We start from the raw sequence: 19,864 nt of genomic DNA, 5'->3' as shown, positions 1-19,864 counted from the left end.
CCCGCCCCTAGCATCCTTTACAGGCACCGGTGAGGGGATTCGGGAGCGTTACCCGGTGGGAGTCTTCCCGCGAGTAGCGCCCCGGTTTCCCGACCCTTGATTTGCTCAACCTTTTCGCTCGCTTCACCTATTCACACTTCACCTGTTCGCTCGCTTCACTCACCGTATAGTTTTTTGTAGATGGGATAATGATGTCTTCATTCTTCACACCACGAGGCGCCCCGCCGCACTCCTATACCCCGCGCCACCCGGCGAGCGCCCGCGCACTCAGCCTGTCGTTGCTGCTGGGCTTGAGCCCGCTGGCCGGTATTACTCCTGCGGCGCTAGCGGCGCCCGAACACCCGGTGCAACCGGCACAGGTTGCACCTGCTCAGGCAGATTCGGAACAGGCGACCCCCGCCTCCCCCGCCGCAGCTTTGAACCAGCGCCAGACAGAAAACCAGCAGAATCCTGTAGCCCAGGGCGAGCAGACCAGTTCGCTACCGACTTTGCGTGTCACCAGTGGCACGTTAAAAATTGAGACTGGTGGCACGGTGCATGTTGAGGGTACTGGATTCACTCCCGAATTCTTGGCACACCATGAGCTGCGTAGCCTCATTATTGCGCCCAAGGGTTCCTCTACCTATGTCGGTCCTTACCAGGAGCCCACATACCAGGGGCCGCGCTTTGATGTTCCGAGGCTTTCAGCAGACGGAACTTTCAGCGCCGACTTGGAAGTATCCTCCAACGGTATACCTGCAGGCATGGAGTACGAAGTTATCTTGACCTACCGTCCGCTGGATGACGCACACCCCTATCAGTGGAGCACTGAGGACCGTATTCGCACAGCACTCGCCGTGACGAGTAATTTCCCGCAGTCTGCTTTGCCTTCTATTACCTATGATGTGGATTCTATTTCTGAGGAGCAGATTAATTCCGGAAAACCGATTGAAATCAATATGACGGGTTCGGTTTTTGACGGGATGAATAAGCTGCGTTTCACCCTTGTGGAAATCGACCCGAATAATCCTGAAAGTTATCATCGTTATTTAGATTTCGAGGATTTAGTTCCTGCAGATTCTCCGTACTTGAAGCGGGTTTTTCATGGTCTGATTCCTAACGGTCGTTTTCAGCGTAAGATTACGATTCCTGCCGGTTTTTTAAAGCCTGGTAAGGGGTATTATCTGAGCGTGGTTGGATCTTATCCCTCTGGGGTTGATTCTTCTCCCTTCGGCATTAACGCTGTAGCGCGCGATTTCCCCTTCATTCCTGTGGGTAAGAACCCCGCGAAAATGCCTTACCAGAGCAATACGTACCGCAATACCCTTCCGAAGGTTTCACTGTCTCCTCAGACGCTTGATCCGTACCATGCAGGGAAATATAAAGTTACTATTTCTAACATTTCCCCGGAAGTTGATTTGGGGTATTACGTCAAATCCGTCGACATTTATAGTAAAACCGCTCGAAAGACTATCGTCGGAATTACTGACATTCCTTACTTTGATTATGACATTATTGTTGTCCGTAACCCTGACGGTACCCGCACCGTAGAACTTGAAATTGACTCTGCAGTCATCAAGGAGTTGCAGAATGTGTACCTTGGTTCTGAGGCAGAGCTGAGGGTAGCTTTCTCAGATTCTCTTTATCAGAAGGGTAGTCACATTTTTACAGTCACTGCGCCCGTGCAGCTGGTTGCTCCTCCGACCCCGATAAATCCTCCCGCATCTGATGAAGTGCGTTTGAGTGTCACTTCAGGTACCCTCAATATTTCTGAGGGCGGCACTGTCTCTGTGACCACCGCGCCGCTGAGTGCTGAGTTCCGCAAGAAGTACACGCTCTTCGAGTTCGGCATTGTGGAGCGAGGGAAGGACTACGAGTGGTCAAGCTACGGCAGTAAGCTACCTGAAGCCCAGTACGGTAAGAGAGTCGCTACCCTTCGAAATCAGGGGAAGGTTCATGAAAACCCTGATGGAAGCATTACGTTCACCTTTGATGTTCGCAAGCAAATCTTTGATGTACCCGAGGGCACTCTCTTCGATGTCGTGTTGACGTTCTACCCGTCGGATGAAGCTGAGCCGGATTTGCGTTGGGAGTCGACAGACCGCCGTCTTACGGCACGAGCTTCTCTGCCGGTAGTGCGTGACCCTGAGCCTGTTCAGCCAACGTACCGCTACAGCATTTCGGCGATCGATAAGCCGTGGCAGGATACCACTCTGACGGTTGAGGGCTACCATATCCTCGATCCTCATGCGGTAGGCGGTCATGAATCGGTTGCATACCTCACCCTCTACGAGGCTGACCCGGCCACCGGAAAGATTATGGGACGCCCTGTTTTCTCCGACATAATTCCGCTGACAAGTTGCGGACAACTTTGCGGCGGATTCCATAATCGTTACTTCAGCACGGAGATGACGATTCCGGCGGGTACGTTGAAGCCGGGCAGGCTCTATATGATTGGCATCTACGGTTCTAATCTGCCTCGTCCTGGCGAGGAGGAGTACAGCGGTAGCCTACTGACCAGTGTCGCTGAGTTCCTTCCCGTGCGGTCTACGCAGCCTAACCCTGACCAGCCTGTAGCGCGTCCGGACTTGTACATTCTGAATAAGCGCATCAGCCCGTACGAGGATATGAATACCCTCACCGCCCGAGTCTCGAATCTTCCGAAGCTTACCGTTGGTCATTACCGTTTCTCGGTTCAGGCAACGGATGATTCTGGCGAGCCAACCGGCGAGAAGGCCCTGGAACAGGTCATTCCTGCTGAGCGCCTTCAGAATGGTTCTACGGATGAGAAGCTGAATATTCCCGGTAGCGCTCTGAATTATGAGGGGTCTTACAGGGTTGTTCTGGAGAAGGTAACCCCCGGCAAAGACGGTGCCGCAGATACGGTCGAGCAGGTCACTTCTGAGGGCCTTGAGCTCTTTGTAAGCTACACTGCGGAGCAGGAAGCGGCTGTTGAGTGGGTTAAACAGCAGGTTCTTCTGGATGAGCATAAGGCTGTGCTGAGTCGCCGCGATGTCACGGTGGCGCTGTACCGTCTTGCGGGCGCACCTCATGTTGAGCTGCCTGCAACCAGCCCTTATGCGGATGTAGCCCCGGATGATCCAGACTATGCCGCGTACATTTGGGCTCGTCAGAAGGGTATTACGTTCGGTTGGGTCGATGGTAAGTTCCACCCGGAGGCGAACCTTTCGATTGCCTCGACGGTGGCGTTCCTGTACAGGTACCAACGAGCGCTAACCCCTGCGTCTTCGCCGGAGTCGAGCAGTTTGCCGTCTTCGCCTGTACCGAAGAGCGATACGTCAGATAGCAGTAATGTACCGGAGGAGTCTCCCACACGGGATTCACGTTCGCGGGTGCACTGGCCCGAGTATGAGCGTATGGATACTGCGTTCTGGAGGGAATCGCTGTGGGCTACCCAGCAGATTATCTGGGGATACGCAGAATATTATCGAGGCCACGGTGAGAATTTCAGCTCGGATACTGTTTCCTCTTGGCAGTTCTCACTGATGCTCTACCGCATGACGCACGGCGGCAGTCGTCTCAAGTAGTTGCCGTGAAGTAGCTATTTGAGAGTCGCCTCCTGCGGCAACACGGCATGTTGTTGTGTTGCTTTACAATCGGTGATGGCGGGCTGAAATTTTCGGGCTGATTCGCCCGGCTTTTCAGCCCGCCAACACTTTCGCTCAGGCGAATGATGCACCCCTTTTTCTACTCAACTTTTCGTTCGTTTTCACCGTTTATTTCTCCCCTTCCACTCAGCTTTTTCCCTCACTCACTTCAATCACCGTACAGAATGCCACTGTGCAGAAAACCACCCTGCAAAAACCACCGTGTAAAGCCGCGGTATAGAAAGCACAGTGCAGAACATTAGATGGGATAACCGTGTCTTCTTTCTTCCAACCAACCACAGCTCAGGGCGCTAAGACGCCTGCCCAGAAAAACCGCCTTCAAAATACCCGGGGCAAGAAGGCAATTAGCTTCTCCCTGCTGTTGGGCATGACTCCGCTTGTGGGTATTACCCCGGCAGCATTGGCGGCGCCGAACCAGCCTGCACAGGTGGAGCCTGCTCAAGCGGATGCGGTGAGCTCTGCCTCCCCTGCCGCATCGTTGCAGGCAACCCCCGTAGCTGCTGCCCCCGCCGCCTCAGGTACAGGTGCCGCAGCCACTGGCGTCAGCGATGCCGACAAGATTGATTTGAAGGTCACCACCGGCACTCTCAATATTTCTCAGGGCGGCACGGTGTCCGTGACGACCTCCCCGTTGACCCCCGAGTTCCGTAAGAAGTACAAGCTCTTCCAGTTCGGTCTCGTGAACCGTGGTACCGGTTACGAGTGGTCCCGTACCGGCGAGGCAACCCAATATCCTCTGTACCGCGGCAAGGTTGATCATCTTCGAGATGACGGTATTGTCCGCGACAACCCGGACGGGAGCCTCACCTTCACCTTCGAGGTCAAGAAGCAGACCATCCGGGCTACCCCTTCGCCTGCCCTTGACGTGGTGCTGACCTACTACCCAGCGGGCGAGCGCGAGCCGAACGCCGATGAGTATGAGGACCCCCGCCTTACTGCCCGCACTCCGCTCAGCCTGACTCAGGACCCTGAGCCGGATCATACTACTTATGTGTACAGCATGCCGGCGGTCGATAACCCCTGGGTTGATACGCAACTGAAGATTGAGGGCTACCACATTCTCTCTAAGCAACTTGTTGAGCCGGGGAGTGCCCCGGCATATCTGATGCTGTATGAGGTTGACCCCGCCACGGGTTTGATGGTGGGCAAGCCTGTTTTCACTCATGCAGTTCGTTATACGGATTGCGGTGAATACTATTGCTGGAGTTTTCTGAACAACTATTTCTCTGCGGATGTGACAATTCCTGCGGGCACTCTGCAGCCGGGCAAGTCGTACATGATTGGCGTCTACAGCGGCTTCTTCCCGAATCCGGATGAGGAGAAGGTCCCCGGTAGCCTCCTGACGGATGTTGCCCCGTTTATTCCGGTGCGCTCACCCAACTCGAACACCGAGGTGAAGGATGCCGCCCCGGTTCTGCGTGTTGAGCCGCAGCAGAGGGACCAATATTATTCTGATTCACCGCAGGTGAGCCCCTATTGGGAGAAGAACACGTTGCAGGTGCGTGCCGTGAATCTGCCGAACCTCACCGAGGGTCATTACCGCTTCTCGCTGCAGGCTACGGATGCTTCTGGCAATCTGACGGGTCAGAAGGCGCTGGAGCAGGATATTGCGGCTGACCGTATCCAGAGCGGTTACACGGAGGCGACGCTCACTGTTCCCGGTGAGGCGCTGAATTATCAGGGCGGTTACAAGCTGGTGGTGGAGAAGGTTCTTCCCGGTCAGGATGGTGCCGCGGATTCTGTGCAGCAGGTTGTTTCTACTGACATTGGTTTGGTGGTGAACGCGTTTGAGGAGAGTGAGGCTGCGAAGAGGTGGTACAAGGCTCAGCAGCTTCCCAAGTCAGAGTCCTATTATTCTGAGAATATGACGCGCCGTGATCTGACGGTGGCTCTCTATATGTTGGCGGGTTCGCCGAAGGTTGAGCTTCCGGAGGCCAGCCCGTATCCGGATGTTCAGCCTAGCGACCCGGACTATGCCGCGATTGTGTGGGCTCGTCAGCAAAGCATTACGTTCGGTTGGATTGATGGTAATTTCCACCCGGATGCGAAGGTTTACAATTCTTCGGCGGTGGCGTTCCTGTATAGGTATCAGAGGGCGCAGGGTAAGGTTCCTGCGGCGAAGCCTCGTCCTGTTTCTTCGGCATCAAAGAAGAGTAGCCTGCCTGGTGGTTCTTCTGAACGCGGGTGGAATACTGTTCTTGGCTGGCATTACTCGTTCCGTAAGGAGTCCCAGTGGGCGATTGATCAGCACATTTGGGGTTACATCAGTGAACAGTCTACCTATGAGGCGTATGTGCCGTCGTTTATTGGGCACACGGAACTCGCTACGATGCTGTACCGCATGGAGCACGGCGGCAGCCGTCTCACATAGTGTCCCGTTCTCGGTGTTAACTATTTTGGGTAGCTTTCGTCAAATAGGCGACTTTATGGCTCTGTTTATGTGCCACTTTTATTGTGGGTGACTTTTATGTTGCCTTGCCCACCGCATTGTGAATATTCTCAACCTGCAGAGGTTGCATAGGTGCGAATTTTTCGAATGCGGTGGGTTTTTTGCGCTTTCTTTTTTGTACAGTGACCAGCGTTTGTGCTTATCAGCACAATATTTAGGCATATTTTCCACGTCATGCACATACTTTTTAAAGCTATACTTCACCTTAAGACATGCGATAAAACACACAGACATTTTTCGCGCTGATGACCTTTCAGGTTCCAGCACGTCTTAACTATTTGCTACGGTGTTTATGCGCACCACACTCGATGCGTGACACCGATAAAAACTGATTGGATTACAATGTCCTCACTTCCCAACCACATGCGCTTTGCGCTACCCAAAAACATGGCTAAGAGCGGCTGTGCCATCACCCTGGCTGGCGCCATGCTCTTGCCCCTCTCCCCCGCGTTTGCGGCGCCTACTGCTACTCCGGTAGCGGCTCAGGCTGTTGCGCAGGGCGAGGTTCAGGGTGCTCAGCGTCTGCAGGTTACCTCCGGCACTTTTGACATTCTCAAGGGCGGCAACGTGACCGTTAGCGGCTCCGGTTTCTCTAAGGACTTCGTCAAGGGCAAGTCGTTCCGCCTGTACGTTGTTCCGAAGGGTGAAGGCGTTGCTTTCCCGCCGCACCACCCGCGTAATTACCCCTTCTACGTTCAGGATGTTCCCGCCTCCGCTTTCGCGGCTGACGGCACCGTGAACTTGACCGCTTCTATCGGCGCTAACTATCTGGAGGCCAATGGCTCGTCCTTCGATGTTGTGCTCGGTTACCGCGATGACGCTGAAGACGGCTGGATTCCCGCGGATGAGGTTCGTGCTGAACTGAAGGTCGCGGACGTTCCCGCCGTTGATTCCCCGACCCTGTCGTACGACGCTTCGTCGGTGAATGCTTCTGAGAACACTAAGGTCACCGTGAACGGTGCCGGTTTCCAGAACATTTCGTACAACGGTAGCGAGTCGCTAATTGTGGCGGTTCGTGCGGTTGATCCTGCAACCGGCAAGGCGACCGGCCCGGCACTGGCTCAGTCGGAGGCTAAGTTCACCTCTTACTCTGCTTTCTTCGGCCAGTACATGGGCTACACCAACGGCCGTTTCTCGACCGTTCTGGACATCCCGGCAGGCACCCTGAAGTCCGGCAGCTCCTACGTTGTGCAGACTTTCGAGTTCAACGTCCCGGAAGATAACGATGAGGCGAACAACCAGGCGCTGAGCACTCAGGCGTTTGTTCCGGTGAACGGCGAGAACGCTAAGACTGCTTCGCCTTCGGTGTCCCTGAGCACTGACAAGGTTGATCTGAGCTCTTCGACCACTATCCGTGTGAAGGGTAAGGACTTCAAGGTTCCGGCTGGCGCTACCGTGAACGTTCTGTTCTCTGAGGCTGAGGCTGACGGCAACCCGACCGGTGAGGCTCTGGATAGCATCACTCTGAACGCTGACCGTGTGGCAACCGGCGCGTTTGAGACCACCGTTAATGTTGACGGCACCAAGCTGGATGAGGATAGCCGCTACGCTATTTTCGTAACCATTAACTACGCAGATGGTCAGCGCGAGCGCATCGCTGCCGATTACCTGACCCTGACTGGTGAGTCTGCGAACAAGAAGGCCCGTGAGCGTTTCGCTGACGTTCCGGCTGCTCACGCGAACCACAAGGCTGTTCTGTGGGCTGCTGATCAGAAGCTGATTGATTCTCGCGAGAAGGATTGGTTCGGCGTTAACGATGACGCGACCCGCGGCGACCTAACTGTTGCGCTGTACCGTCTGGCTGGTTCCCCGAAGGTTGATCTGCCGGCGACTAGCCCGTACGCGGATGTGAAGACCGATGACCCGAACTACGCCGCCTACATTTGGGCTCGTCAGAAGGGCATTACTTTCGGCTGGTCTGATGGTAAGTTCCACGCGAATGCGTCTGTCTCTAACGCTACTGTTGCGGCGTTCCTGTACCGTTTCGATGGTAAGAAGCCGGTTGCTGTGGCTGAGGCGCCGTACACCGATGTGAAGGTCGGTTCTGCGTTCTACCGCGAGATCACTTGGGCTAAGCAGCAGAAGCTGCAGGTTTTCCCGGGTTCTGAGTACCACCCGTCTGCGCTGGTGAGCCGTGGTGAGCTGGCTGGTTTCTTGATGAACTACAAGGTTCGCTAAGGTCCAGCTGGTTCGTTGGGATTAGCGTCTAACCCGCAATGATTGAGCCGGGCTGGCGGTGATGAAACGTTGGTTTCGTCCCGCTGGCCCGGCTTTTCTGTGCCCTCTACATGGTGGCTATAAGGTGCCTGTAGGGTATCTGTAGGGGCGTGTGCGGGGCTGTTGTCCGGTGCTGTTCCGCGGTTTTTCGGGGTATTTTTACCGGTTAACACGCTAATGTGGGCTGTACCGCATGTGGGGCGCGCCTCATGCGGTACCCGCTATTGGGGGGATTTTTGGGGTGCACCACTCCCCTTTTTCACATTTGTTCCATGGAGTGTAAATTAATATTTTTCAAGCTGTGGTTTATGCTTAGGACTGTTGCGCCCCTTGGTGCGCGCCCGTTTCCGGTTGGGCGTTTGTTGTGCGAGGGAGCTCATCACACACCGAAACATCAACCACATTGAGGATTTATGTCCCAGGATTCTAAGCAGTCGACTGATACTGCCCATAATTCTTCTGCGCCTCTGCTGGCACCGGAGGGCACCCACGATACTTCTTCTCAGGATGCCGCTAAGAAGCGTAAGCGCCGCCGCATTGAGCTGGCTGTTGGCGCTGTGGCGCTGGCGGGTGTTTTGTACCTGCCGTTCTCACCTCTTTTCTCGTTCTATGATTCGTCGGAGGCGCGTCTTTCTTCGGCGGATACTGCTGCGCCGGTAGCTGCTTCGGCGCCTTCCACTTCTTCTCCTCTGGCGTCGAGTTCTTCGACTCAGGGCCCGAAGATTCTGCGTCCGTCCGTGACCGCACCGGATGCGAACACTATTTTTGCTGATGCGCCCGAGGATTCTGCGTACTATGCGGGTATCCGTTGGGCTGTTCGCACCCAGACGATGGAGCCGGTTTCTGAGGACCAGTTTGGTGCTGAGGATCCGGTGACTCGTGGCGAGTTGATCACCATGTTCTATAAGCTGGCGGGTTCGCCGGCAGTGACCCATCCGGAGCATTCGCCGTATGCGGATGTTGATGAATCTGACCCGAACTATGATGCGTACCTGTGGGCGCGTCAGGAGCGTATTACGTCCGGCTGGGTTGATGGTAAGTTCCATGCGGAGGCGCGCTTGTCGAATGCTTCCGCTGCGGCGCTTCTGTACCGTGCTGATGGTGCGCAGAAGATTCAGATGTCGGGTACTTCCCCGTTTAGCGATGTTTCGTCTGCGACTCCGTTCTACCGTCAGATTGTGTGGGCGTCTCGCCATGGTGTGTCGACGGTGTCTGAGGGTAATGCTTTTGAGCCGACGGCTCAGACGTCTCGTGGTCGTGTTGCGATGATGATGTACCTGTACTTCCGCACTTCCTAGTTTTTACACTTCGTATTTTTGACGCTTTGCTTTAGCGTTTGGTTAGTGTGTTTGGCGGCCCTGTGCTCCTTGTTGGGAGTGCGGGGCCTCTTGTGTTTTGAGGACTGTGCGCGGGGCTGTCTGGGGGTTGGGGCCGCCTGGGTTTTGGGTTTCCTGTGCGCGGCATCATGCACGCAGTGAAATATTTCGGAAGGTTCAAGTTTTTCTTGAGTAACGTACCAATTTCTACTTGAAGGTTTGTTAGGGTGAGAGTGTTTCCTGAACCGATGGGGACACTCAACCACTTCTCATTGGGTTGGCGCAGATTCAACGGAGATTTCTCATTCCTATTTAGAACCTGCATCGGCGCAATGGACATGACCGATAAGGAATGTTTATGTCCGCTCTTCCGAACTCTAAGTCTTCACTCCTGTATGCAACTCGCAGCTGCAGTGCACTGGCGCTGGCGGGTGCGATTATTCTGCCGGTGACTCCGGCGCTTGCCCAGAATGCTACTGCAGATATTCCTGCAGCGGCTGGTTCTCTGCCGGGTGATCGCGTCCGTGAGAATCCCACTGATACTTCTGATGAGTTCTATCCTCACTTGAGCTACAACGCGTTGAAGAATACTGATAAGGATCAGGTTCTGGACTTCTGGGGTTGGGGGTTTGAGGGTGATTTTAACTCCCCGAAGGGTGTTCAGGTTGTTGTGCGAGAGGTGGGTTTGAACTCCCCGGTTCTGGTGGTTAGCGACATCGTTGAATATAATCACGAGAATCTGGCTTTCGCTTACCAGAGCGGCTACATCCACGGTACGGCGAAGATTCCGGCAAACACCTTGGATAAAGAAAAAGATTATGTTATCGAGGTGTGGGGTAACAACGGCTACGAGGGCGACGAGTTTATTACCCCCGTCGTGGGTCAGGCACCCGAGGGCCGCGGTACCCTGCTTGCTACCCAGGAGCTGGATTTCGAAGGCTCTGACGGCACGACAGCTGCGGATATTCCGGGTAAGACCCCGCAGAAGGTTACGTTCTGGTACCGGCACGACGGCGAGGATCCGTATCTGTACACAGCTGAGGGCGGCACCATCCACGTGAAGGGTTGGGGCTACACCAAGGAGTGGCGTGAGAAGCACGGCAAAGTAGTGTTTTACATTGCTACTTCTCGGGGTGTTCCTGACGACGGTGATTTCCTGCCTGCTAAGGATGTGTTGCTCCGTTTTGAGGAGGGTAAGGATTTCACCATTGCTGAAAACGGCACCCTGCATGCTCAGTTGAGGGTCAAGCCCGGTGAGCTGCAGAACTACTACGAGCCTCGCGTCCCCTTCCCCGGTGCTCCGAGTTACGAGAAGCGTTACGAGGTGAATTATGAGATTGGCATGTTTACCGAGAAACAGGGGCAGCCCCCGCTGACCCTTGATGATCTGCGGGCTGGCAAGAACGTGCTGTTTCATAGTGCGCTGCACACTCAGGCATTCCGCCCCAGCCCGTTTGCCCCCAAGGTGGAGTACAAGGCTTTGGGCGATACTACCGCTGATCAGAACATTTACTTCTTGGGTACCGGCTTCTACGGCCAGTTTAACTTCTCCAGGGGTGTTCAGTATGTGATTCGTGAGAAGGGCTCAAACACCCCGGTTCTGGCGACGAGCGACATTTTTGAGTATAACCACCCTAGCCATATTTCTGAGTTCAAGAACGGCAAGGTACGCGGCGTCGTGAAGGTTCCGGCGAATACTCTGGATCCGGCGAAAAAGTACGTGGTGGAGGTTTGGACTAACAACGGCTACAAGAACGGCGAGAATGCCGGCCCTGTGGTGGGCAAGGCACCTGAGGGTCGCAGTGAGCTGTTGGCTTCTCAGGACCTGAACTTCAAGGGGTCTGACGCTGATGAGGGTAAGCAGCCCAGCCTGACCGATGAGCAGCGTAAGGAACGCGCTACCCGCGGCGAGTTGACTGCGGCACTGTACGCTCAGGCTGGTAACCCCAAGGTGAATCTGCCGGCAGTCTCCCCCTGGCCGGATGTGAAGACCACCGACCCGAACTATGCCGCCTATGTGTGGGCTCGCCAGAAGGGTATTACTTTCGGCTGGGCTGACGGTAAGTTCCACGCGGAGGCAAGCATCTCGAACGCTACGGTTGCGGCATTCACCTACCGTGCGGCGGGTTCCCCTACCCTTGATCATGACTGGCACTCGTACACTGATCTGACCCCGGATTCTGCGTTCTTCCGTGAGATTGTGTGGGCTGGTCAGAACAAGGTTGCGCTAAGCACCAGCGGCACGTTTGACCCCAAGCATACGGTGACTCGCGGTGAGCTGGAGGTTCTGATGATGGCTTTCTAGGTTCGCTAAGATAGCCCTCTGAATAACCCCGTGTTCCCGAATGGTTTTTCTGTTCGGGAGCACGGGGTTCTGTTTTTCGAAATTCAGCATGCTGGGTTCTTAGCGGCTGGTCAACCTGGGAAAACCCTCAGAACCTTCAAGCCTCTCTTGAGTGTTTCCTGATATCTGTTCAACCCTTTGCTAGGGTGAGAGTGTCCCCTGAATCGACGGGGATATTCGACCATTTCTCATTGGGTTGGCGCAGATTCGACGAAGATTTCTCACTCCCCTTTTAGAAACTGCATTGGCGCGATGGGTTCGACCGATAAGGAATGATTATGTCCGCTCTTCCGAATTTCAAGGCTTCGTCCTTCTTCCGTGCAGCACGGGGTTGCGGTGCATTGGCGTTGGCTGGCGCGATGATTCTGCCGATGTCTCCTGCGCTTGCTCAGAATGTCGCCGCGGATGCTCCTGCGGCGGCTGTTGCTGGTTCCCTGCCGGATGATCGCGTCCGCGAGAATCCTGTTGCTACTTCTGATGAGTTCGCTCCTCATTGGAGCTACAACGCTTTGAAGGATACCGGTAACGATCAGGTTCTGAACTTCTCAGGTTGGGACTTCAACGGCGATATTAACTCCCCGAAGGGTGTTCAGATTGTTGTGCGTGAGAAGGGCTCGAACACCCCCGTCCTGGCTATTAGCGACATCATCGAGTACAACGACCCCGAGTATTCGTCCCAGTACCAGCATGGGCTCCTCAACGGTAACGTTAAGATTCCCGCTAACACCTTGGATACGGCGAAGCAGTACACCGTTGAGGTGTGGGGCAACAACGGCTACGAGGGCGACGAGTTCATTACCCCTGTCGTAGGTAAGGCACCCGAGGGCCGCGGCACCCTGCTCGCTTCTCAGGCGCTGAACTTCAATGGTTCTGATGGTTCGCAGGCTGCGGATGTTCCGGGCGCTAAGGCCACCCAGGAGTCTACCCCGACGTTCGAGGTTCTGTACGACGGCAAGGCTCAGCTGCTGTACACCTCCGAGGGCGGCGCCGTTCACGTGAAGGGTTCGGGTTTCACGAAGGAATGGCGTGAGAAGCACGGCAACGTAGCAGTTTATATTGCCGCTTCTCAGGGCGTTCCCGATGGTAGCCTTCTGCCCGCTGATGGTACGCCGCTCCGTTTTGAGGAGGGTAAGGACTTCACCATTGCCGAGGATGGCACCCTGGATGCTCAGCTGACCGTCAAGCCGGGCGCGCTGCTGAACTACTACGAGCCTCGCAACTACTTCCCCGGTATCCCGCGTTACGAGGTGCGTTACGAGGTTGACCTGGTTGCTGAGAAGCAGGGCGACTCCCAGCTGACGGTTAAGGACCTGTGGGCTGGTAAGAACGTGGTGCAACGTATTGCGGTGCAGACTCAGGCGTACCGCCCTGAGAAGTTTGCTCCCAAGGTGGAGTACAAGGCTCTGGGCGACACCACCGCGGATCAGGATATTTACTTCTCGGGTACCGGCTTCTACGGTGAGATTGCTTCCCCCAAGGGTGTTCAGTATGTAATCCGTGAGAAGGGTTCGAACACCCCGGTTCTGGCAACCAGTGACCTTATTGAGTACAACCACCACGACCGAGCCTTTGAGTTCGTGAACGGTGAGCTGTCCGGTAGCGTCAAGGTCCCGGCGAACACTCTGGATCCGGCGAAGAAGTACGTCGTGGAGGTGTGGGGTAACAACGGTTACGAGGACGGCGAGTTTGTCGCTCCCGTGGTGGGTAAGGCACCCGAGAGCCGCGGTACTCTGCTGGCTTCTCAGGACCTGAATTTTAAGGGTTCTGATGCGTCCAACACTGATGATAAGAAGCCTAGCTTGACCGATGAGCAGCGCAAGGAACGCGCTACCCGCGGCGAGCTGGCGGTGGCTCTGTACCTTCAGGCTGGCGCGCCCGAGGTGAAGCTGCCTGAGACGTCGCCCTGGCCGGATGTGAAGACTGACGACCCGAACTACGCTGCGTACATTTGGGTTCGTGAGAAGGGCATCAGCTACGGCTGGTCGGACGGCAAGTTCCACGCGGACGCTGGTATCTCGAACGCTACCGTTGCGGCGTTCACTTACCGTGCGGCGGGTTCTCCTGCGGTGAAGGGCGATTCTCCCTATGCGGATGTTAAGCCTGGTGCTCCGTTCTACCGTGAGATTCTGTGGGCGAGCCAGAATTTGCCTACTGTGTACGGTGGTCACTATTTCCTTCCTAAGCAGTTGCTGACTCGCGGCCACCTGGAAACTGTTCTGACTGCTTTCCAGACTCGATAAGCTGGCCCGCTAAACTGGCTCTGCTTGTCGACACTAGTCGCACGAATAACCCCGTGTTCCCGAATGGTTTTCTATTCGGGAGCGCGGGGTTCTGTTTTCGGGGTTTAGTTTGCTGAGTTTAGCGTGCTGGGTTCTCAGTTCTTAGTGGCTGGTCAACCTGTGAAAACCCTCAGAACCTTCAAGTCTCCATTGAGTGTTTCCTGACATCTGTTCAACCCTTTGATAGGGTGAAAATGTCCCCGAAACCGATGGGGATATTCGACCACTTTTCTCATTGGGTTGGCGCAGATTCAACGGAGATTTCTCACCCCAGAAACCCTATGAAACCGCATCATCCCGATGGGTACGACCCGTAAGGATGATGTATGTCCTCGCTTCCGAACTCTAAGTCTTCTTTCCTCCGTGCGGCGCAGGGTTGCGGCGCACTGGTGCTGGCTGGAGCTATGGTTCTGCCGATGACTCCGGCACTCGCCCAGGATGCGGCACCTGTTGCTAATGCACCGGCGGCAAATGCTGTGACCCCCAAGCCGGTAGCTCAGGACGCCGCGGCACAGCCGACGTACTCCGCTGATTATGACGGCATTCTGTACACCGGCGAGGGTGGCACCGTGACTCTGAAGGGTACCGGTTTCACCAAGGAATGGCGTGAGCAGCACGGCACCGTTGTCTTCTACATTGCTGCTACGAAGGACCGCCCCGGTAACGCTGAGCCTTCCACGTCGATGCTCCGTTTTGAAGAGGGTAAGGACTTCACCATTGCCGATGATGGCACTTTTGAGGCGAAGCTGACCATCAAGGCTAAGGCTCTGGAGAGCTTCTACACTCCCATTGATTATTTCCCGGGTATCACCCTGGATGAGGTGCGTTACGAGACGGGTATTTTGACCGAGGCTAAGGGCCAGCCCCAGTCGAGCATTGAGGATATTTGGGCTCGCAAGAACGTTATCGCCCACCACCCGATGTACACCCGCGCCTACCATCCTGAAGTCATGGCACCTAAGTGGAAGTATGATGCCCTGAAGGACACCACGAAGGATCAGGAGTTGCTGGTCAAGGGGGAGGGTTTCGTTGGGGAGGAGCTGCCTGGCCGCGAGGGTGCCATGTACGTGATTCGCGAGAAGGGCACCGGCACCCCCGTCCTGGCGATGAGCGATATGAAGTCTTACTATGAAGGTCCCGATGGGGTAACCCGCCTGGAGGGAGGCACTCTTTACCGCACCATCAAGATCCCGGCAAACACCCTGGATCCGTCTAAGCAGTACGTCATTGAGGCGTGGAGCGACTACGACTACGACCTCACCAAGAAGGACAGGCCCCTCATCACCCCGATTGTGGGTTTGGCGCCGGAGCACCGCGGTGTTCTTATGGCTCGTCAGGATCTGAAGTTTGAGGGCGTTCCGAACTTCACGGATGCTACTGCGCCCACGCGAGAATACAAGACCCTGACCTCGAAGCTCACCTCCCAGGAGCAGCAGCAGCGCGCTACTCGCGGCGAGTTGACTGCGGCGCTGTACGCTCAGGCCGGTAGCCCCAAGGTGAACCTCCCGGCGGTCTCCCCGTGGCCGGATGTGAAGACCACCGACCCGAACTTCCCCGCTTACGTGTGGGCTCGCCAGAAGGGCATTACTTTCGGCTGGTCTGATGGTAAGTTCCACGCGGATGCCGGCATTTCGAACGCTACGGTTGCGGCGTTTACCTACCGTGCAGCGGGTTCCCCGGCTGTTTCTGGTGTTTCTTCGTTCACGGATGTTGATCCGAGTTCCGCTTTCTACCGTGAGATTCTGTGGTCCACTCAGCAGTATGTCATTACTCCGGATTTCGGCGCTTTTAATGCGACGGACCTAGTGAATCGTGGTCAGCTGGAGCAGATGCTGTTCAATTTCCAGAACCGCGCTCAGTAGAACGGTGCCAGATAGAACCGCGCTAAGTAAGGCAGCCTAGTTCTAAGCTGAATACCCCGTGTTCCCGAATGGTTTTTCTATTCGGGAACACGGGGTTTTCTATGCCCGTTTTCTCTGCTTTTTTCTGCACCTATTTTTGGGTGCTCGCGGAATCATTGCGGCACAGAATTCAAAACTTTCAACTATTCCTTGAGATTTCTCGCGACTTCTCATTAAGGGTTTGATATGCTGAGGCTACCCCCAAAACCGACGGGGATAATCAACGAATTTCTTATTGGGTCAGCGCAACTTCGACGGTGAAGAATCGGCCGGAAATCATCCTGCAGGAATTGCAAACATCCAATGGGACGTACCCTAAGGATGCTTTATGTCCTCACTTCCGAGTTCTAAGTCTTCATTCCGCCGTGCAACGCAGGGTTGTTGCGCGCTCATGTTGGCTGGCGCGATGGCTCTGCCGATGACTCCGGCGCTGGCTCAGGATACAGCGCCGGTCACTAACGTTTCTGTCCCTAACGCACCGGTTGCCAATACCGCTTCCCCGGTTTCTCAGGACGTCACGGATGGCCCGTCTTTCACCATTGATTATGGGGAGGGTGCGGCTTTGTACACCGATGAGTACAACGAAATTACGGTGAGGGGCACCGGTCTCACCAAGGAATGGCGTAAGCAGCACGGCGAGGCAGTCCTTTATATTGCCGCTACAAAAGATCGTCCTGGTAACACTAACCCTTCAACGTCGGTGCTTTTCTTTGGAGAAGGTTGGCGTTTCCCTATTGCCGATGACGGCACTTTTGAGGCAAAGCTGAGGATTAGATATGGCGACCTGGATACTTTCTACGACCCCATCCGTTATGATGCCCCGAATTTCCGCTGGGAAGAGGTGCGTTATGAGATTGGCATCCTCACTGTGCCTGAGGGGCAGCCCTGGCCAACCATTGAGGATATTTGGGCTCGTAAGAACGTGGCTATCCACCAGCCGATATATGCCCGTCGCCATCCTAAAATTATCGGGACCCATTGGAGGTACGATGCCCTGAAGGACACCGCGAAAGATCAGGAGGTGATGATTGAGGGTGAGGGTTTCAGCGCGAATGAACTCCCCGGCCGTGAGGGTGTCATGTACACGATTCGAGAGAAGGGCACCGGCACCCCCGTCCTGCTCATGAGCGAGATGGAGCGCTACTACGATCGTGGCAATGGCACACTTCAGCTGTGGGGAAATGCTGTTTACAAAACCATCAAAATTCCCGCGAACACTCTGGATCCGTCTAAGCAGTACGTCCTTGAAGCATGGAGCGACTATGGCTATGTCAGCCAGACGGATAAGACTCTGATTACACCGATGGTGGGATACGCGCCGGAGCACCGCGGTGTCCTTATGGGCCGTCAGGACCTGAAGTTTGAAGGTCTTGAGGAATTCACGAATGTATCTTTACCCAAGCCCAAGTATAAGCACCTCTTCTCAAAGCTTAGCGATGAGGAACAGCAGCAGCGCGCTACTCGCGGTGAGCTAGCTGCGGCACTGTACCTTCAAGCTGGCGCCCCCAAGGTGAACCTCCCTGCAGTCTCCCCGTGGCCGGATGTAAAGACAGACGACCCGAACTACGCTGCGTACATTTGGGTTCGTGAGAAGGGCATCAGCTTCGGCTGGTCTGATGGTAAATTCCATGCGGATGCAGGTATTTCACGCGCTACTGTTGCGGCGTTCACCTACCGTGCAGCAGGTTCCCCAGCTGTTTCCGGTGTTTCTTCGTTTACGGATGTGAATCCGAGTTCCGCCTTCTACCGTGAGATTTTGTGGTCTGCTCAGCATGGTGTCATTAACCCGCAGAGGGGTATTTTTGAGGCGACCACGATGGTAAATCGTGGTGAGCTGGAGCAGATGATGTTCATTTTTCAGAACCGCACTGACTATGGTGGGCTGGTTCTAGTCTGAGTCATAACCCCGTGCATCCTGAGAGTCTTCTTCTCACCGGGTGCACGGGGTTCAGCTTTTACCGGCTGATCAACCTGTGAAACGCCTCAAAACTTTCAAGCTTCCCTTGAGTGTTCTCTGACATCTACCTGAGGGTTTGATAGGGTGAAAATGTCCCCGCAACCGACGGGGCTTTCAACCACTTTTCTCATAGGGTGTGTGCAGATTCAACGGCGAATTCCCTACCCGCCGGTGAGCCGGCACAGCTCCACGAGAAACAACTTTTAAGGATGTATTATGTCCTCGCTTCCGAACTCTAAGTCCTCTTTCCTCCGCGCAGCTCAGGGTTGCGGCGCGCTGGCGTTGGCTGGTGCCATGGTTCTGCCGATGGCCCCGGCGCTGGCTCAGAATGCGGCTCCTGCCGCTGATGCAGCCGTTGCTGCCGCTACCCCGCAGGCTGCTCACCAGGACGCTGCGGATACCCCGACCCTGAACGTTTCCATCCCTGACGGTTACAAGTACGACGGCGTGAACCCCTTCCTCATCACGACCGAGGGCGGTACCGTTCATGTGAAGGGTGCGGGGTACACCAAGGAGTGGCGTGCTCAGCACGGCACTGTGGCGCTGTACATTGCTCCCGCGAACTACGCACCGTCTGGCTACGAGATTCCGACTTCGAAGATGCTGCGCTTTGTGGAGGGTCAGGACTTCACCGTTGCCGATGACGGCACTTTTGAGGCTGACCTGAAGGTTGAGGCGTACGATCTTGCCGCCTACTACTTCGTTGATGATGACAACTTCCACGATCCGACCGGCGGCACCAAGTACGATGTCCGCTACGAGATTCACGTGGTTTCTGAGCAGAAGGGCCAGAAGCCTCTGACCGCTCAGGAGCTGTGGACCAGCAAGAACGTGGTAAGCACTCAGGTGCTGAACACTCTGGGTGAGAAGCCTGCGCCGTTCGCACCGCGCCTGAGTTACAACGCTGTGGCTGATACCGCAAAGTCGCAGGATTTGAACGTTGGTGGCCAGGGGTTCAACGGCGATATTCACTCCGTTAAGGGTGTCCAGTTCGTGGTTCGCGAGAAGGGCTCGAACACCCCGGTTCTGGCAACCAGCGACATTATCGAGTTTGACCACCCCACCCAGGCTTCGGCGTACCGTGACGGCAACCTGAACGGTACCGTGAATCTTCCGGCAAACACTCTGAATGCTTCGAAGAAGTACGTGATTGAGGTTTGGGCTAACGACGGTTACAGCGAGACGGGCGAGCTGCTCGCGCCGGTCGTGGGCAAGTCCACTGAGGGCCGCGGTACCCTGCTCGCATGGCAGGACCTGGATCTGAACGGCACGAACGGTTACAAGGATGCAAACCTGCCCAACGCTCAGGATCCCAAGAAGGACGACAACCAGAAGCCTGATCCTTCCGATGAGAAGCTGAAGACCCCCGCAACTCGCGGTGAGCTCGCAGCTGCCCTGTACATCCAGGCGGGTACTCCCGAGGTGAAGCTGCCCGAGACTTCCCCGTGGCCGGATGTGAAGACCGACGACCCGAACTTCCCCGCCTACGTGTGGGCTCGTCAGAAGGGCATTACTTTTGGCTGGTCGGACGGTAAGTTCCATGCTGATGCCGGCATTTCGAATGCTACTGTTGCGGCGTTCGCCTACCGTGCGACTGGTTCGCCCGCAGTGACGGGCAACTCCCCCTACAGCGATGTGGCTCCCGGTTCGGCGTTCTACCGCGAGATTCTGTGGGCTCAGCAGAACAAGGTGGTGCTGAACGCTAGCGGCGCTTTTGATGCTCAGCACATGGTGACTCATGGTGAGCTGGAAATTCTGATTGAGGCGTTCCAGGCTCGCGCTAAGTAAGGTCG

At 55.5% G+C, this 19,864-nt stretch carries 9 protein-coding genes; all 9 read left to right on the top strand.

What is annotated here, in order from left to right; translation table 11 throughout:
* The first annotated feature begins 188 nt into the window (after positions 1–188).
* The 9 genes from RWL87_RS06060 (at position 189) to RWL87_RS06020 (ending at position 19,859) form a co-directional block, all read left to right on the top strand.
* The gene (locus RWL87_RS06060; protein ID WP_313969250.1) at positions 189–3,527 is read left to right on the top strand and encodes an S-layer homology domain-containing protein; all 3,339 of its coding nucleotides are present in this window, start codon (positions 189–191) and stop codon (positions 3,525–3,527) included.
* Between the two features lie 334 nt (positions 3,528–3,861).
* On the top strand, positions 3,862–5,979 hold the full coding sequence (locus RWL87_RS06055; protein WP_313969249.1) for an S-layer homology domain-containing protein: 2,118 nt from the start codon (positions 3,862–3,864) through the stop codon (positions 5,977–5,979).
* A 420-nt stretch (positions 5,980–6,399) separates the two neighbouring features.
* Positions 6,400–8,235, top strand: coding sequence for an S-layer homology domain-containing protein (locus RWL87_RS06050; RefSeq protein WP_313969248.1), 1,836 nt, complete (start codon positions 6,400–6,402; stop codon positions 8,233–8,235).
* Between the two features lie 452 nt (positions 8,236–8,687).
* Positions 8,688–9,572, top strand: coding sequence for an S-layer homology domain-containing protein (locus tag RWL87_RS06045; protein WP_313969247.1), 885 nt, complete (start codon positions 8,688–8,690; stop codon positions 9,570–9,572).
* 376 nt (positions 9,573–9,948) lie between these two features.
* On the top strand, positions 9,949–11,895 hold the full coding sequence (locus RWL87_RS06040; RefSeq protein WP_313969246.1) for a gluconolactonase: 1,947 nt from the start codon (positions 9,949–9,951) through the stop codon (positions 11,893–11,895).
* Between the two features lie 317 nt (positions 11,896–12,212).
* On the top strand, positions 12,213–14,174 hold the full coding sequence (locus tag RWL87_RS06035) for a gluconolactonase (RefSeq protein ID WP_313969245.1): 1,962 nt from the start codon (positions 12,213–12,215) through the stop codon (positions 14,172–14,174).
* 365 nt (positions 14,175–14,539) lie between these two features.
* Complete coding sequence (locus RWL87_RS06030; RefSeq protein WP_313969244.1) at positions 14,540–16,075, top strand: S-layer homology domain-containing protein; 1,536 nt, start codon at positions 14,540–14,542, stop codon at positions 16,073–16,075.
* 367 nt (positions 16,076–16,442) lie between these two features.
* The gene (locus RWL87_RS06025) at positions 16,443–18,011 is read left to right on the top strand and encodes an S-layer homology domain-containing protein (RefSeq protein ID WP_313969243.1); all 1,569 of its coding nucleotides are present in this window, start codon (positions 16,443–16,445) and stop codon (positions 18,009–18,011) included.
* Positions 18,012–18,287: 276 nt separating this feature from the next.
* Positions 18,288–19,859 carry a gluconolactonase gene (locus RWL87_RS06020; protein WP_313969242.1) on the top strand — a complete coding sequence of 524 codons (1,572 nt, stop codon included), beginning with the start codon at positions 18,288–18,290 and terminating at the stop codon, positions 19,857–19,859.
* Positions 19,860–19,864 lie beyond the last annotated feature (5 nt).

Origin of the sequence: uncultured Rothia sp., from assembly GCF_963555405.1 — a bacterium.
Classification (GTDB): domain Bacteria; phylum Actinomycetota; class Actinomycetes; order Actinomycetales; family Micrococcaceae; genus Rothia.
This window is presented reverse-complemented; position numbering and strand designations above follow the sequence as displayed.

Bases quoted from the DNA above. Each gene is read 5' to 3' on its own strand.
- RWL87_RS06020 (WP_313969242.1), top strand. From the start codon at position 18,288: ATGTCCTCGCTTCCGAACTCTAAGTCCTCTTTCCTCCGCGCAGCTCAG.
- RWL87_RS06035 (WP_313969245.1), top strand. From the start codon at position 12,213: ATGTCCGCTCTTCCGAATTTCAAGGCTTCGTCCTTCTTCCGTGCAGCA.
- RWL87_RS06060 (WP_313969250.1), top strand. From the start codon at position 189: ATGATGTCTTCATTCTTCACACCACGAGGCGCCCCGCCGCACTCCTAT.
- RWL87_RS06050 (WP_313969248.1), top strand. From the start codon at position 6,400: ATGTCCTCACTTCCCAACCACATGCGCTTTGCGCTACCCAAAAACATG.
- RWL87_RS06040 (WP_313969246.1), top strand. From the start codon at position 9,949: ATGTCCGCTCTTCCGAACTCTAAGTCTTCACTCCTGTATGCAACTCGC.
- RWL87_RS06030 (WP_313969244.1), top strand. From the start codon at position 14,540: ATGTCCTCGCTTCCGAACTCTAAGTCTTCTTTCCTCCGTGCGGCGCAG.
- RWL87_RS06025 (WP_313969243.1), top strand. From the start codon at position 16,443: ATGTCCTCACTTCCGAGTTCTAAGTCTTCATTCCGCCGTGCAACGCAG.
- RWL87_RS06045 (WP_313969247.1), top strand. From the start codon at position 8,688: ATGTCCCAGGATTCTAAGCAGTCGACTGATACTGCCCATAATTCTTCT.